This window comes from Desulfonatronum lacustre DSM 10312 (assembly GCF_000519265.1).
Classification (GTDB): Bacteria; Desulfobacterota; Desulfovibrionia; order Desulfovibrionales; family Desulfonatronaceae; genus Desulfonatronum; species Desulfonatronum lacustre.
Genome location: NZ_KI912608.1, coordinates 3,335,792 through 3,351,887, shown reverse-complemented (window position 1 = coordinate 3,351,887; position 16,096 = coordinate 3,335,792). Strand labels below are relative to the sequence as shown.

Annotated in this window: 12 protein-coding genes; 5 read left to right on the top strand and 7 right to left on the bottom strand. The window is 59.4% G+C overall.

Annotation, left to right across the window (positions count from 1 at the left end; genetic code table 11):
• Positions 1 to 19: 19 nt before the first annotated feature.
• The 5 genes from DESLA_RS0115820 to DESLA_RS21975 form a co-directional block, all read right to left on the bottom strand.
• Positions 20 to 919 (bottom strand): PP2C family protein-serine/threonine phosphatase, encoded by a 900-nt coding sequence (locus tag DESLA_RS0115820; protein WP_028573217.1) that lies wholly within the window; start codon positions 917 to 919, stop codon positions 20 to 22.
• Positions 920 to 924: 5 nt separating this feature from the next.
• The gene (locus tag DESLA_RS20955) at positions 925 to 1,788 is read right to left on the bottom strand and encodes an HD-GYP domain-containing protein (protein WP_051434756.1); all 864 of its coding nucleotides are present in this window, start codon (positions 1,786 to 1,788) and stop codon (positions 925 to 927) included.
• Positions 1,785 to 2,150, bottom strand: a complete 366-nt coding sequence (locus DESLA_RS0115810; RefSeq protein ID WP_028573216.1) for a response regulator transcription factor — start codon at positions 2,148 to 2,150, stop codon at positions 1,785 to 1,787. Before DESLA_RS0115810 ends, DESLA_RS20955 begins: the two co-directional genes overlap by 4 nt.
• 235 nt (positions 2,151 to 2,385) lie before the next feature.
• Positions 2,386 to 3,738, bottom strand: coding sequence for an ATP-binding protein (locus DESLA_RS20950; RefSeq protein WP_051434755.1), 1,353 nt, complete (start codon positions 3,736 to 3,738; stop codon positions 2,386 to 2,388).
• A 51-nt stretch (positions 3,739 to 3,789) separates the two neighbouring features.
• Positions 3,790 to 6,126 (bottom strand): nitrate- and nitrite sensing domain-containing protein, encoded by a 2,337-nt coding sequence (locus DESLA_RS21975; RefSeq protein WP_051434754.1) that lies wholly within the window; start codon positions 6,124 to 6,126, stop codon positions 3,790 to 3,792.
• 315 nt (positions 6,127 to 6,441) lie between these two features.
• On the opposite strand from DESLA_RS21975, the gene DESLA_RS0115790 reads away from it, so the two are divergent.
• Positions 6,442 to 7,149 carry a response regulator gene (locus DESLA_RS0115790; protein ID WP_028573215.1) on the top strand — a complete coding sequence of 236 codons (708 nt, stop codon included), beginning with the start codon at positions 6,442 to 6,444 and terminating at the stop codon, positions 7,147 to 7,149.
• Positions 7,150 to 7,178: 29 nt separating this feature from the next.
• Here DESLA_RS0115790 and DESLA_RS0115785 read toward each other — a convergent pair whose 3' ends face one another.
• Positions 7,179 to 9,503, bottom strand: a complete 2,325-nt coding sequence (locus DESLA_RS0115785) for a PAS domain-containing sensor histidine kinase (protein WP_028573214.1) — start codon at positions 9,501 to 9,503, stop codon at positions 7,179 to 7,181.
• Between the two features lie 190 nt (positions 9,504 to 9,693).
• Between DESLA_RS0115785 and DESLA_RS0115775 the strand changes: the two genes are divergently transcribed.
• Positions 9,694 to 11,274 (top strand): ATP-binding protein, encoded by a 1,581-nt coding sequence (locus DESLA_RS0115775; RefSeq protein WP_028573213.1) that lies wholly within the window; start codon positions 9,694 to 9,696, stop codon positions 11,272 to 11,274.
• A gap of 97 nt (positions 11,275 to 11,371) precedes the next feature.
• Here DESLA_RS0115775 and DESLA_RS0115770 read toward each other — a convergent pair whose 3' ends face one another.
• Positions 11,372 to 12,529 (bottom strand): SPL family radical SAM protein, encoded by a 1,158-nt coding sequence (locus tag DESLA_RS0115770; RefSeq protein ID WP_028573212.1) that lies wholly within the window; start codon positions 12,527 to 12,529, stop codon positions 11,372 to 11,374.
• A gap of 137 nt (positions 12,530 to 12,666) precedes the next feature.
• Between DESLA_RS0115770 and DESLA_RS0115765 the strand changes: the two genes are divergently transcribed.
• The 3 genes from DESLA_RS0115765 to gpmI all read left to right on the top strand — a co-directional run bounded on the left by DESLA_RS0115765 (position 12,667) and on the right by gpmI (position 16,085).
• Complete coding sequence (locus tag DESLA_RS0115765; protein ID WP_035263366.1) at positions 12,667 to 13,446, top strand: glycosyltransferase family 2 protein; 780 nt, start codon at positions 12,667 to 12,669, stop codon at positions 13,444 to 13,446.
• The gene (locus tag DESLA_RS0115760) at positions 13,421 to 14,152 is read left to right on the top strand and encodes a polysaccharide deacetylase family protein (RefSeq protein WP_028573210.1); all 732 of its coding nucleotides are present in this window, start codon (positions 13,421 to 13,423) and stop codon (positions 14,150 to 14,152) included. Before DESLA_RS0115765 ends, DESLA_RS0115760 begins: the two co-directional genes overlap by 26 nt.
• Before the next feature lie 301 nt (positions 14,153 to 14,453).
• Complete coding sequence (gpmI, locus tag DESLA_RS0115755; RefSeq protein ID WP_028573209.1) at positions 14,454 to 16,085, top strand: 2,3-bisphosphoglycerate-independent phosphoglycerate mutase; 1,632 nt, start codon at positions 14,454 to 14,456, stop codon at positions 16,083 to 16,085.
• Positions 16,086 to 16,096: the final 11 nt, after the last annotated feature.

The window sequence follows — 16,096 nt, the reverse complement described above, 5'->3', positions numbered from 1 at the left end:
TCGTTGTCCACCGGTTCGGCTAATCTGTTTTTGCCCGGAAGAGGGCCACGGTCACGTCGTCGTCCAGGGGCAGATTGCCGATATAGGCCCGCAGATCGGTCAGGATGGCGGCCATGAGTTCGTGCAGGGGATGTCGTCCGTGCTGGGCGAGGCAGATTTTCAGGCGGTCAACGCCGTAGGGGGCATCCTCCCCGTTGCCGGCTTCGGTCAGGCCGTCCGTGAACATCACCAGCAGGTCGCCGGGCCGGATTTCCCGCTCCACGGATCGAAACACATTTCCGCAGGCCATGCCCATGGGTGGCCCGGACACGGCGATTTCCTCGACACGATCGTTTTGAACATGGATGGGGAACGGCAATCCGGCATTGGAAAGCAGGCAGCGATCCGGGTGCAGGATGGCGTAGCTGGCGGCCACGAAGCGACCCGGGGGCATCAGGCCGCAGATATCCTGGTCGATGCTCCGGATCAGTTCTTCCGGCGCGGACAGGGGCGCGGGGCAGGTTTGGACCAGGCTGGAAATGCGCATGGAAATGAGCGCGGCGGAAAGACCGTGTCCGCAACTGTCGGCCAGCAAAAAACCCGCTGGCCGGAAGTTATGTCCCAAGTCCGCTTCGGATTTCAGCCCTGTGGCAGCTTCAGTCTCTGTCCGAGGCCCCTCATCTTCCGGCAACTGCCCGCCCATGGGCTTGAGGCAGAAAAAATCCCCGGAAACCGACATGGGCGCGGCATTGTAGACCAGGGCCTCGTAGGCCGTAGGGGCAAAAAAACCGGGAACCTGTTCCACGGGAGTCAGGAAACGTTTCTGCATCAGTGCGCCCAGACGCAGATCCTCGGCCCGTTGGCGTTCCAGGTGATAGAGCCGGGAGATATCCTCGGCGTATTTCATGGATTGCTGGTGGGCGGTGGATGATGTCTCCATTCTGGTCACCCTCCGTCCCTCTGGCTCGGTACATAAGGCCGATCCGTTTGCGTCTCGTCGCGGAGCATGTCGGTTTTGATGGCCAGGATGTCCGGCAGATGGGCCAGGAACAGTTCCACGAGGGACGGGTCGAACTCCGTGCCCGTGCCCTTGCGGATGATCTCCAGGGCTGCGTCCACCGGATAGGCGTTCTTATATGGACGGTCCGTGGTCAGGGCGTCGAACACGTCCACCAGCTTGACGATCCGCCCGGATAAGGGAATGGCCTCGCCTTGCAGTCCGTCGGGGTATCCGCTGCCGTCCCAATTTTCATGATGCCGCAGGGCGATGGTCGAGGCTTCCTGAAGAATCCTGGCCTTGGAGCCGCCCAGGATGCGCGCCCCGATCCGGGTATGGGTCGTGATCACGGCGAACTCTTCCGCGGTCAGTCGGGCCGGTTTGTTCAGTATCTGGTCCGGGATGCCGATTTTGCCCACGTCATGCATGGGTGCGGCGTTGAGCAGAATGTGCGTGTCATGGTCGCTCAGCCCGTATTTATCGGCCAGAAAAGCGCTGTATCGGCCGATTCGCAAAATGTGGTTCCCGGTGTTCTCGTCCTTGAACTCCGCGGCCGTGGCCAGCATGTGCATGGTCTCCAGATAGGATTCCTCCAGTTCGCGCTTGGAATCCTTCAGTTCACGCACCGTGACGTTCAGCTCCTGGGCGTAGGTGGCCAGTTGGTCCATGGCCAGCCGCAGTTCACCGGTGGTGAAGCGCTCGACCCGGGCCATTTGGGCTAGGTCTTCGGCGTAGCGGAAAAGTTGCGGGTCAGCGCAGTCAACGGATTCTCCCTGTTGCCCATCAGCGCACTCAACCCCGAACGTTCTCATGACAAGGCGTCCTCCACCTTGCGGATCAAGTCCAACGGACTGAATGGCTTGATGAAGTAGTCGTCCGCCCCGGCCTTACGTCCGGCATCTTGGTCCGCCTGTTGTCCCTTGGCCGTGAGCATTATCACGGTGCACCCACTTGTTTTCGGATTGGTCTTGATCCGGCGGGTAGCTTCCAGTCCATCGATTTCGCCGGGCATCATCACGTCCATGATGATCAAATTCGGCTTGTGTTCCTGGGCCATGGCCACGCCCGCTTCGCCATTTGCGGCTTGCAAAATCTGGTATTCGTCAAACCGCAAGGTGACGTCCACGAGTCGACGGACCTCGGGCTGGTCGTCCACGATGAGGATTTTTTTCATGGTTGCTCCGTTTGGTTTGCTATTGCTCTCGGTTACATCTTCTGCAGCTGCGGGATGGCCGATATCCCCAGGTCCGGTTGGCTTTGCACGGCAATCCGCCCGCAGTGGATTTCCATGGTGTGGCGATCAATGCTCATGCTCAGCCCGGTGGCGAAAAAGATGGTTTCAGAAGATGAGCATGGCGGCATTTGGTACGATAAAGACTGGTTTCGAGTGTTGAGACGACATCCGCGGGTCAAGCTCGCGCCATGGAAAAGCATTTGCGCATCACGGCATTGATTTCCTCAAACAGGAGCGGCACGTCGATGGGCTTTCCCAGGTAACCGTCCATGCCCGAGGCCAGGAAGCGTTCGCGATCCCCGGGCAAGACATGCCCGGTCAGGGCGATGATCGGAATGTCCGGACGGACCATGAAGTCACGGGATTCGCGGATGGCCTGGGTGGCTTGCAGCCCGTCCATGACCGGCATGGAGATGTCCATCAGGATCAGGTCGAAGCCCTGCTCCTGGCAGAAGGTTACAGCTTCCCGGCCATTGATCGCCTGGGTGACCGCATGTCCTTTATTGGTCAAAAAGTGGGAGGCCAGGAATCGGTTCACGGCTTCGTCCTCAACCACGAGGATACGCAGAGACGGGAGGAGTTGGGCGTCACATGGGGGGCGATCACTTCGGTCCGCCTTTCCAAGCGGAACGTTCAGGGAGAAAGAGAAGGTGCTTCCCCGTCCGGGCTCGGAATCGACCTGGATTTCCGAGCCCATTTTCTCCAAAATTTTCCGAGCAATGGACAGGCCCAGTCCGGCCCCTTCAAAGGATCTCGTATAGGAGCGCTCCGCTTGGACGAAACTTCGAAATATTTTACCTACGGACGCTTCAGATATCCCGATCCCCGTATCCCGCACCGTGAACCGTATCAAGCAGTGGCCATTGGAACGACTTTCAACCTCTACAGCCACGCGGATTTCGCCTTGGGCCGTGAACTTGACCGCGTTGTCCACCAGATTGAACACGGCCTGCATCAGATAGGTCCTGTCCTGACTCACGATTTTCGGAAGGGCCTTGTCCAGGTCTATTTTGAAGTTCAAGCCCTTGGAATCGGCAATGTCCCGCAAGGGAGCCAGCGTCGTCCTGACGGCCTGGGCCAGGTCGAACTCTTCCAGCTCAAGTTGTAGGGCGTCGCTGTTAAGGAGATCGACGTTGAGCAGAGCGTCCACCAGCCGGAGCTGTCGCCGGGCCGACTTTTTCAGCAAGGCCAGAAAATCGCGCTGTTCAGCGTCCAACGAGGTCATTTCCAGAAGCGAGCACATGCCCATGATCCCGTTCAAAGGTGTGCGCAGCTCATGGCTCATGTTGTTCATAAAGTCCGTCTTGAACTGACTGGCCTCTTCTGCCGCCTCCTTGGCCTGCTCCAACTCTCGCTGCAAGGCCGTGCGCTGTTCGATTTCCAGAAGCAGTTTTTGCCTGGCTTCCTCCAGATCACCAACAATCTTCAGCAACGCCGCGTTCTTTTCCTTCTCCCGTCTGACGATTACGGCCAGATCCTGGGCATATCGCAAGAGCTGCTCACGGTCGTCGGAGGATTTTTGCAACATTTCCATCTCCTTGCCTATCCTTCCTGGTGAACACGACAAGCGCGTCACAGTTCACGAGCCTTTCTTGCGCTGCTTCGGGCGGGGCAGAGTCAGCCGCACCGTGGTGCCCTGTCCGATTTCGCTTTGGATATGGATTTCACCGTCATGGGCGTCCATGATGTGCTTGGCAATGCCCATGCCCAAGCCGGTCCCGGGAATGCCGGAATCCGAAGTGTCGGCCCGATAGAATTTTTCGAAAATTCGGGAGACTTGTTCCGGAGTCATGCCTAGACCCTGGTCCGTGACGGTGATGGCCACTTCGGTTTCCGAGCACTGCATGGCAACGTGGATGGTTCCGCCATCCGGAGAGTATTTTGAGGCATTGCTCAGAATATTTTCCAATACTTGAAGAAATTTGTCCCCATCCACCGACGTGATGCAGGGTTCATCCGGAATAGCGGCGGAAAGTTCATGTCTGGACAGGCCGGCGCGAAATGCCTTCAGCTTTTGCCGCAAAAGCTGACGAAGGTCTTGTTCCTTCTTGTTCAGGGAAAAACTCAGACCGGACTCGATGCGGGAAATGTCCATCAGGTCGCTGATCAATCGGCCCAGTAATACGGCCTGGTCGTTGATATAGATGAGAAACTCCTTACGCTCCGCCTCGGACAAGTGCTTGCGGGCAAGCAGAATTTCCGAAAAACCTTGAATGGAGGTCAGCGGGGTCCGCAGCTCGTGGGCCGCGGTTGAGATGAAGTCGTTCTTTATCTGATCCAAGGCTCGTTCTCTGGTCACGTCCTGGATAATGGTCACGATTCCGGTCTGATTGCCCTGGGTGTCGTGGTTTACGGAGGTCCGAGCCTGGAAAACTTGTTCGCAGGTCGAGTGTTCAGATTGGGCGCACGAAAAGTCGAACGTATAGGAGGCCAGCCTTTGAGCCTTGACCAGGCAGTTCTTGAAGCTGTCGCGCAGGGTTCCGTCCTGGATGGCGTAATGGATGGGCTGATTCCTGACTTTTTCGTATTCGACGCCCAGAACCTCTTCCGCAGCCCTGTTCATCAACAGAATCCGGTTTTCCCTGTCCGTGACCACGATGCCGTCGTTGACCGAAGCGAGGATGGCCGAAAGGTTGTCCCGTGCGTCTTCGGCCAGGGCCAGGGCTGTTTCAAGCTGCCGGGCGGCTTCCAGGCGGGCTTCGGAAAGCCTGTGCGCCTCTTGCCCGCGGCTTTCAGCCTTCTGGATGTTCGTTTGCAGATCCGCGACCAGTTGCTGCATGGCCTCCCCCAATTGACCGATCTCGTCCTGGCCTTGGAGATTGAGCTTTCGATCCAGTCGACCGGCGGAAATATCACGGGCATAGTCGACCAGGAGGGAGAGCGGACGGACTATGCTCCGGAAGATGGTCAGGGTCAGCAACAGGTAGGCGAACAAAGCCGCGGCCAACAGGGTCCATAACTGTTTCAGCGCTGCCTGGGTTTCTTCTTGGAGCTTGCAGACCCGTTCGTCCATTTTGACGGACAGCTCCAGTTCCACCCGTTGCAAGTGGTCAATTTTGTCGGTGATGATGTCGAACCAGCGCAGCGGTGAAAACCCCATGCCATGCACCGAAGGGTTGAGCAGTTGCGCCCGCAGGGCGTCTACAGCCAGGGCGGCGGGAGACTGTTCCGTTTCCAGGTACAGCCGGCGGGCGTCCTCCGGAACCATGCTCAGAAAAAGCGCAAAGCCGTATTTCTGCTGTTCGATCAACGTGGTGAAATGCGTCTTCCTGCCTGGAAGAAATCGCCCTTCGGCCAGGGCGTTGGATCCCAAAGCCCGCTCCAGACCGGCCAGCTCTTTGGTGCTCAGAAACACCGAGTAGGCTCGCCCCAGCAAGGCCAATCGGGCGTCGGAACTGAATCCGTTGAAGGAATAGGAAGCCTGGATGAGGATCTCGATCAACTGGGAGTAGTACTGGACAACGGTGTCAACATTCGTTTCCAATGCCAAAACTTTGGCTCGAATATCCTCCAACCCAATGATCTTCTCTCGAATCTGTTCCAGGTGCTCGTCAATTTCAGACGGAATCGCTCCTGGATAGACCTCCATGAACCAGTGAGCCAGTTGGGCCCGCTGTCTGTCCGTTCTTGCGTGTTGAAGCGCCAATTGCTCGGTGAACAGCACTCCCCTGGCCCCCAAATACCCGGAACTCATGCCTCGCTCACGCTGCAACTCGTGAATCACCAGCCCGGCCAGGGATTGCAGCTCGATCAAGACCCGCAACGTGGCCACTTCCCGGTTCAGGGCCGTCTTTGTTTGCAGTTCCCTGGTCCCGAAATACACCAGCACAATGGTCAGCAGGGTGATCAGGATCAACAGCTTGTGTCGAATGGTAATATTGCGCATGATATCCGAGCCGTTGCTTTGTCGATTCATTCCAGATCGTATCGGCAAGGAGTGTTGTCCCGGGCATCGTCGGTCCATCCGGACACCGGAAAGACGACGAACACGCGGCACCTCTATATCTATGGTATTCCCACATGAGCGGCATATTTCAACCCTTGGCCGTCGCAAAAAGAGACGGAAAAACCCGCAAAATCAGAATCGCAATAGGGGTTGTGGTAGGGTTTGCAGTGCGGATCGACCCTGAAAACATTGACTTCACGGCACCTTGTTTTTCACCTGTGTAGGGTTTTTGTGATGATGAAGATAAGATTTACGAGGTGCAAGTATTTGGGTTAGAAGTACCAAATGGAACCTCTCTTTTCGGACGGACAATTCCAGTCAGTGAACACGCCCACCAAGCCCATCCTCATTGTCGACGACCACGACGTTTTTCGGATAGGAATGACGGGGCTTTTGGAGCAGGACGGCTTTTCCGTGGTCCAGACCCGCGGGGTCCAGGATGCCCTGGACGTCTATCAGCGCCGGAAGTTCGGTGCGGTGATTGTGGACCTGTCCTTGCAGGAAGTGAATGGCTTTGTTTTGATCCAGAAACTTCTGAGGAAGGACGAGCAGGCCAGGATCATGGTCCTGACCGTGCATCGCGTGGAGGAATACGTGCTCAAGGCTATTCGTTTCGGGGCCAATGGCTATGTGGTCAAGGCGGACCCGGCCGAGGAAATGCTTTTTGCCTTGCGCAACGTGCTGGACGGCAAGTTTTACCTCAGCACGTCCATGCTCCACGTGCTGGTCAAACGCATGATTCTGAGCAACTCGTCGGTGCGGAGCGTCCCTTCATGGCGAGATGCACTGTCGGATCGGGAGCAGGAGGTGCTTGGGTTTGCCGTCAATGGGTTGAAGAATTCGGAAATCGCCAAAAAAATGGACCTACACATCAAAACCGTGGAAAAGCATCGCCACAACGCCATGAGAAAGCTCGGCGCGGATGATCGGGCCAAAATGCGGGCCATGTTGCAGGTGATCAAGGCGGAGATGGCTTCGGAGTTGGTGCTTTAGGAGGTTGATCTCGCTTCCAATTTTGTCCCTTAATCCGACAGCGGCAGCCATGCCCTGATTGTCGTGCCCTGCCCGGCCGCGGACTCGATGCCCAGTTTCCCGCCGACCATTTCCACCCGCTTGCGCATTCCCCGCAGTCCGAGCCCCCCGTCATGGTCCGGCGAGAACCGGAGTCGGCCCACGTCAAACCCACACCCGTCATCGGACACCTCAACCCTCAGTCCATCGGCGTCAGCCAGGACTATAACGCCGACCCTCCGCGCCCCCTGGGCATGGGAAGCGATATTGTCCAGGGCTTGCTGGATCAATCGAAAGGCGACCACGGACTGGGCCTCAGGCACAGTCAGAGTTGCCCATTTTTCAAACCGGAACTCCACACCCACATCAGGCAGACGCTTCTGAAAAAAGCTGGTCAGTCCCTCCAGGGCATCCTTCAGCCCCAGTTCATCCAGGGCCATGGGCCGCATGCCCTGCACGATCCGTCGGACCTCCTCCGCGATTGCGGCTAGGGAATGTACCGCGGCATTGAGCCCGGGCACGTCAGGGACGTCGCCCCGGCGCTTCAGGGCGATCCGGGCAGTCTCCAGGTTTACCTTCAAGGCCAGGATGTCGGTCAGGACGCCGTCGTGCAGTTCCTGGCTGATCCGTTTGCGTTCCTCCTCCTGGGCCAGGATCAACTGCTCGGAGAGCTTCCGCAACTCCTGCCGTGTCCGTTCCAGTTCCAGCTCCATCTGCTTGCGATCGGTAATGTCCCGGCTGACTCCGACCAGGGCCACGGGGCGGCCGTGCTCGTCCCGAATCAGCCTGCGGCTGTCGTTGAACCACCGGTATTCCCCGCTCTTGACCTTCCAGCGGTACTCCACAAGGCCAAGGTCGTTCTCGCCGGCGGCAATCAGCCGATGCAGGTTGATCGCAATATACCGGTCCTCGGGGTGCACCCTCGCATAGCCTTCATTAGCGGAAATATTTAGGAATTCCTCGCTGGTGTATCCGGTTAGCGCTATCTGGGAGGGACTCATCAGGATATACCGTCGGGTTTTCAGGTCCAACACGTTGATGCCGTCCCGGACATTCTCCACGACCATGCGCAGCAGCTTTTCCCGTTCCCGTAAGGCCTGCTCCGCCTCGACCCTGGCGGTCACGTTGTCGTAGATGGCCACGATTTCACCGGAAGGCAGCCTGAAAATCCGGATTTCGTACCAGAAGCCGCTGGGTTCCTGTTCACGCCGGTACAGGAAGGCGGGGACAAAAGCGGTCTCCCCCGTGCTCCAGACATGGTGCAACCTACCCACCAGGGGGGAGGCGTCTATGCCCGGATACAGCTCTTCGAGGGATTTACCGATCACCTTTTCCTTGGGTTTGTTCTCCATTCGCAGCCCGGCGGCATTGTAGTCGATGATGACGTAGTCCGCGGCCCTGGTCCCGTCGCCCCACACAGAATAGATAACCGCGCCGCTGGACATGTTCTCGAACAGGCCGCTGCGGATCGTCTCGCTTTTGATGTGCGCTTGCTGAGAGATTTTCAGATTCGTAATATCCCTGGAAAAGCCCAGAGTTCCAACGATTTTTCCCTGAAGGTCGCGCAGAGGCATTTTGTCTGAAATGCACCAGCCCATTTCACCGGTACTGGTGACGAATGGCTCCTCCACACCCAGATCAGGCTTTCCGCTGGCCAGGATCCGCCGGTCCACAAGGACATGCGCATCCGCGATTTCACGGGGGAATATGTCGTGGGTTGTCCTGCCGACAACCTCGTCTTCCTCCAGCCCGATGGCCGCCAGGAGGGCCTTGTTGGCCATCAGAATGCGCCCCTTCATATCTTTGGCCCAGATGAGAGCCGGAACCGAGTCCAGAATAATCCGACGCTGCTGATCCACGGACAGCAATTCGCTTTCGATCCTTTTCTGGCCGGTGATGTCCCGCAGGAGGCAGTGCGTGCATTGGAATCGCTGCCGTTCATCGCTGGAAATGCAGCCGTCCAGAAAAACGTGCCGCAACGATCCGTCCTTGTGGACCAGGTCGTATTCGATGTTGCGCGTTGCGCCGGAAGCCTTGAGCCGGACAAAATTCTCCTGAAACACGGCTCGGTGTTCCTCGGCCAGAAAATCGCTGAACAACCGCCCGAGGACATCCCGGCGCTCATGCCCCAACAAATTGAGCCAAGCCGCATTCACATCCACAACCCTGCCGTCCTCGTCCAGGGATTGGTAGGCCAGCGCGGGACTCTCAAGGAGCAACGCTCGGCATTTCCCACCGGTCGCGCACCCTCCAATTTTCTCCTCCAACTCCACGATCCGCGCCCGCGCCGCCTCCAACTCCGCGCGCAAGGATTCGATGGTCTGTTCCGGTTCCATGGACACCTCCCTCCTGGCGTGATCAGCCATTTTCGACCGGAATGCCGACGTTCACAATGACGCTCAAATCTGGCATGTTCACGCACGGAGATCAATGATTGACTCGAAAACGATGGTATCGTCCTCTTCACGGCCCATTCGAAAAACGAACTGTCCATCGTGGTGCCCCGAAACGTCACAGGAGCCCTTCATGTCCAGACTGCCCAATCTGCCCGTCGGCAAATCTTCCTTTGAAAGCATCCGCGAAAACAAGGATCTGTACGTGGACAAGACCCGATGGATCCACCAGATGGCCAGCCGGGGCGAATACTACTTCCTGTCCCGGCCCCGGCGTTTCGGCAAGTCCCTGACCGTGTCCACGTTGCGCTGTCTGTTCGAGGGCCGACGGGAGTTGTTCGAGGGCTTGTGGATCGCGGAACACGGGGAGTGGGAGTGGCGCGAGCATCCGGTGATCCTGCTGGATTTCAACGGGATCAGCCACGAGACGCCGGAAATATTGATGGCCAGCCTGCAAGAGCACATCGGCCTGGTCGCGGGGGCCAACGAGATATCGATTCAGACAACGATGCTCAAAGGGCAGTTCATGGAGTTGATCATCGCCCTGCATCAAAAGACCGGCCAAAAAGTCGCGATCCTTGTCGATGAATACGACAAGCCGCTCATTGATCACCTGGGCAGGGGCGAGGTGGAACTGGACATTGCCAAGGGCAACCGTGACAAACTGAAACAGTTTTTCGGGGTGATCAAGGAAAACAACGTGGCCGACGTTCTGCGTTTCGTGTTCATCACCGGGGTGTCCAAGTTCAGCCGGGTGTCCATCTTTTCGGAATTGAACAACCTCACGGACCTGACCATGAGCCGCCATTACTCGGAGATGCTTGGTTACACCCAGGAGGAACTGGAAACCCGCTTCGTGGAGTACGTGACCCATTTCGCCCGGGAGACTGACCAGACGGCCCAAGAGGTGTTGGACAAGCTGCGGTTGATGTACAATGGATACCGCTTTTCCGAAAAGGATGTCCGGGTCTACAACCCCTTTTCCGTCTTGAGTTCTCTCCAGGAACAGAATTTCCGCAACTATTGGTTCGAGACCGGAACACCCACATTCCTGATCAACCTGCTTCGGGAAAAGAACTGGTATCTGCCGGAGATCGAGAACATGCAAGCCACGGAGGCCATGTTCAGCAGTTATGAACTGGAGCGCCTGCAACCCGAAGCCCTGATGTTCCAGACAGGGTACGTGACCATCAAGGATGTTTCCGGTCGGTTGTATACCTTTGACTACCCCAATCAGGAAGTGAAAACCGCTTTTTTAGAGAAACTGCTCCACGCCTACGCCCAGAACCTCCGCGACCAGTCCAGGTTCGTGCTGCTGGCGGAGCACCTGCTTGCCGACAATCTGACCGCCTTCATGGACACGGTCACGGCCATCTTCAAGGACATCGCCTACACCCTTGAAACCAAACGTGACGAGGCCTATTTCCACACCGTGTTCTACCTGATGGTCAGCGCCTCAGGCGTGGACGCCCGCAGCGAGGTGCTGACCTGCGACGGACGGATCGACCTGGTGGTGCATGTGGGGCGGCGGATCTACATCATCGAATTCAAGTGCAACCAGAGCGCGGACGCGGCCCTGGCCCAGATCAAGGACAAGGGGTACGCCCAGGCTTATCGAGGCCTGGGTAAACAGATCATCCTGCTGGGGATCAACTTTGACACGCGGAAGCGCAATGTGAGCGAATGGAAAGCGGAAAATGACGGTTCTGGATAACACGTTGCGTTGCATGTGCGAGGGCCGACGGGAGCTGTTCGAGGCGTCGTGATTCGTGAGGCATGGGGATCAAAAGAGCGCTTTCGTCGCGTTTCTCTCACTCTCCGAACGCCCGTTGCATCAAATACCGACCCAGCCCGCCCAGTTCCTTCGGCGCGGTTCCAAACACCGCGTTCCAGACCTCGTCGGACTCCATGCATAGATACAGGCCCTGGAATCCGGCGCGGCGCAGCGCCTCGGCCACATGGCGCAGTTGGCGGACCCGCAGGGGGCGGAGCAGGCGTTGCTTGCCGTCCAGACCGGTTATGAATTCGGCGTAGATGTAGCGGGCCTGGGGGTGGTTTTGCTCGATGCGCTGCTTGAGTTCCGGCATGAAGCGCAGCGATCCCAGGCTGATGTAGGCCACGTCTTCGGGTCGGAGATGGTCCGCGATCATCTCTACGGTTCGCGCGTAGCCGCGCTCCCAACCAGGAAAGGGGATCACCGGGTCGAAGTGCAGGCAAACGCGGAAGCCTGCCTGGGCGCAGGTCCGGGCGGCGCGCAGGCGATCCTCCAGGGACGCGCTGCCGCCCTCCTGGTCGGCCTGAATCTCCGGCGCGTTCATGGACCAGGCCGGAAGGACCCGGTCCGGCCTGGCCACCCGGTCCATCCAGCTCAGATCCACGACCTTGGATTTCAGCTCCAGACAGGCTTGCGGATATGCGCCCAGGAACCCGACCAGATCGCGGCTGTAGCCGGTCAGCGGTTCCAGGGTCAGAGAGTCGGTGAATTCCCCGGTACCCAGTCGCCAACGCCGCCCGGTTCGCTCCCTAAAGGCCGACTCCAGCTCGGCGAACAAATCCGCCTGATTGGCCCAGACCTTCAGCACCCGGTCCTGAAAGTAGGCCTGAAGAATGCAATAGGAGCAGGACAAGGGGCAGTTCTCGCCAATGTGCACGATCCGGTAGCCGCAGCAATGGTAGTGCCGCGTGCCCGGGCAGGAGCGCAGGAATCGGCCTTTGTAGTGCTTCAGGTACACCACACCCTGTCCGGCCTCGGCTTCGTCCGCGTCGTGCCCGGCGCCTCTCCCGTGCCGCCCGATCCGAAGCGAACCTGCCGCCCCTTCATCATGGTCGCGGACCTCCACGGGCAGATGAGCCAGCCGCCCCAACACCCGCCTGGTCATGGGCGCATCCAAAACGGAACGATCCACAAGAACGCCCTTCAGGTCGCGAAGGTGTGTCGGCAGGGAAGCGGAAGAGTTGGTGTGCTGCATGTTTGTGGTCGGGTTGGAGTTGACTTCACGGCTTGCTTGGGCAAGGGAGTTTTTTGCCGGATGCAGCGCGCCGCGTCCAGCGTTGGAAGGACGTTTTTCAGCCCTCGCCCTCACCGGTCACCCCCAGCCAAGTTGTCATGACCACTCCCCTCGCCCCGCCCATCAGCGTCACCATCCTGACCAGGGACGCCCAGCGCCTGCTCGCCGAATGCCTGCGGGCCGTTTCCGGCTTTCCGGACGTAGTCGTCCTGGACAACGGCTCCACCGACGCCACCCTGGACATCGCCGCGACCTTCGCCAATGTCCGCGTTTTCCAGGAGCCCTTCACGGGCTTCGGCCCCCTGCACAACCGGGCCTCGGAACTGGCCGCCCACGACTGGATTCTGTCCATCGACAGCGACGAGATCGTCACCCCGGAACTCTTCGCCGAGATCACGTCTCAAGCCCTGGACCCGGGCTGCGTCTACTCCTTTTCCATGGAAAACTACTTCAACGGCAAGCGCATCACCACCTGCGGCTGGCATCCGGACCGCCACGTCCGGCTGTTCCATCGCCGGCGGACCCGGTTCACGGACGCGGCAGTACATGAAGGCGTGATCACCGCCAGCCTGCGCGAGATCCGTCTCAATCATCCGGTCCGGCACTACTCCTACGCCCGCGTCGCGGACTTCCTGACCAAGATGCAGCGCTACACCGACCAGTTCGCGGCCCAGCATGCCGGAAAAAAATCCTCCAGCCCCCTGAAGGCCGCGCTTCGCGGCGGTTTCGCCTTTTTCAAGTCCTACCTGCTCCAGCGCGGGTTTCTCCAAGGCTACGAAGGCCTGCTCATCTCGGCCTACAACGGCCACACCGCGTTTTACAAGTATCTCAAGCTGTACGAGGCCAACCAGCGTGCTCGCCGTCCTGATGTACCATGACGTGGTCCCCGGCGGCGGCAAGTACGCCAACGACCCGGACCTGCTCCGCGCTCATCTCGAATACGTGCGGGCCAACCACCCCGTTGTCCTTCCGGGGGAGCCGCTCCAGCCGGGCAAGCTGAACGTCTGCCTGACCTTTGACGACGCCCACGTCGGCTTCTTTCATTTCGCCTATCCGCTGTTGCGGGAGTTGGGGCTGAGGGCGGTGGTCGGCGTGTCCACGGACGTGATCCGGGAGGAAACCACCGCCCCGATACACGACCGCCTGCGCGTCTCTTCCCAAGCCGGACGCAAAGGGAACACGGCCTGTTTCTGCACGTGGAGGGAGCTGCGGGAAATGCAGGACAGCGGAACGGCCCTGGCAGCTTGCCACTCCGCCGGGCACCAGGATCTGACCGGCCCGGGCGTGGACCTGGACCGGGAAATCCGTAGCGCCGGACAAATTATCGCCGACCATCTGGGCCGATTCCCGAACACCTATGTCTACCCCTCGGGCCTGGTGAACCGCCGGATCGACCGCCTCACGGCCCGCCACTACCCCTACCGGATGCGCATCGGCGCGGCCCTGAACCACGGCTGGCGCAACCCCGGCGGCGGCCCGCTCTACCGGCTCCAGGGCGACGGACTGCACGACGAGCGCGGCCCCCTGGGGGCGCTCTGGAAACCGAGACTTCGGTATTACTGGAATATCTGGCGCGGGAGATGACCCGCACGGGCCAGCCCTCCCTGTTTTGCATCCGGCCAGTTCCGCTGATACGCTCTTCCTGGAACGTGAAACCGCAATTCGCGGTCTTCTCGAAAAAACTTCGTAACTATTCAGCATAGAGTAATGCCGTTGTCGGAATCGGAATCGGGGTCGGTATCGGGATCGAAAACGCTGGGATGCGTTCTAAGTTCTTCCTGTTCCGATTCCGATTCCGATACCAACCCCGACACCGATTGCCGGTGCAAGGGCGGATATAAAATGTGCTGAGTAGATACAAAACTTCAAGCAAAGGAACATAACCATGATCAAGACACCTCTCGCTCCCCTTCCCGGAGTTCAACACTGTTCCGGCCCCGTGGTCCTCGTGATCATGGATGGAGTCGGCCTTGGCCCTCGGGACGCCAGCGACGGCGTCTTCGTTTCCTACACGCCGGTTTTGGATGCGCTGCTGGGCGAACCGCTGATGGTCCGGCTCAAAGCGCATGGAACCGCGGTGGGGCTGCCTTCGGACGAGGATATGGGCAATTCCGAGGTAGGGCACAACGCCCTGGGCGCGGGGCAGATATTTCCCCAGGGTGCCCGACTGGTCAACGAGGCCATCGTCTCGGGCCGGGTCTTTGAGGGCGAGGCGTGGCGGCGTGTGATCCGGGCTGGCTTGGACGGAGGAACGGTGCATTTCATCGGCATGGTTTCCGACGGCAACGTGCACAGCCATATCGACCAACTCCACGCCCTGCTGGACGGCTGCGTCAGGGCCGGAGTGCGCCGGGTCCGGGTGCATGCCCTGCTGGACGGCCGGGACGTGGATCAGAAGAGCGCGCTGCGCTATATCGAACCCCTGGAAGCCCGCCTGGCCGGGCTGTCAACGGAGGGAAGGGACTACCGGATCGCCTCGGGCGGGGGCAGAATGGTCACGACCATGGACCGCTACAACGCCAACTGGCAGGTGGTGGAAAAGGGCTGGCAGGCCCATGTCCTGGGCCGGGGACGGGCATTTGGGTCGGCTTCGGAGGCCATTTCAGCCTATTACAAGGAAGACCCGAAGATGACCGACCAATACATGGACAGCTTCGTGATCGTGGATTCCGACGGGCCGGTGGGAACCATCGAGGACGGCGACGCCGTGGTCTTCTTCAACTTCCGCGGGGACCGGGCCATCGAGATTTCCCGGGCATTCGAAGAGGCGGACTTTGCTGAGTTCGACCGGGTCCGCCGTCCGAACGTGTTTTACGCCGGGATGATGCAGTACGACGGGGACGCCTTGATCCCCAAGAACTTCCTCGTGGAACCGCCGACCATCATCGGAACCGTCAGCGAGCACCTCTGCGCCACCGGGATCACGTCCTTCGCCATTTCGGAAACCCAGAAATTCGGCCACGTGACCTACTTCTGGAACGGCAACAAGTCCGGATACATCAATAAAAATCTCGAATCCTACGAGGAGATCCCCTCGGACAGGATCGCCTTTGACCTGCGGCCCTGGATGAAGGCCGCCGAGATCACGGACCGGGTCGTGGAGGTCATTGCCCAGGGCAGGCACCGCTTCATTCGCCTGAATCTGGCCAACGGCGACATGGTCGGCCACACCGGGGTGGAGCCGGCGATCCGGATCGCCGTGGCCACCGTGGATACCTGCCTGGAGCGGATCCTGGACGCGGTGGCCCAGGCCGGCGGGATCGCCGTGGTCACCGCGGACCACGGCAACGCGGACTGCATGTGGACCGAAAAAAGCGGTAACCGCTCCCCCATGGTCGCCCACACCTTGAGCCCGGTACCGTTCATCGTCAAGGATTTTTGCGGCCGCAACGCCATTCGCCTCTCCCAGGTCCCGGACCCCGGCCTGGCCAACGTCGCCGCGACCCTCTGCACCCTGCTGGGCCTCGTTCCGCCTGAAGGCTACGAGCCTTCCCTGGTGACCGTGACGTCGAAATAGTCTCGTCCGAA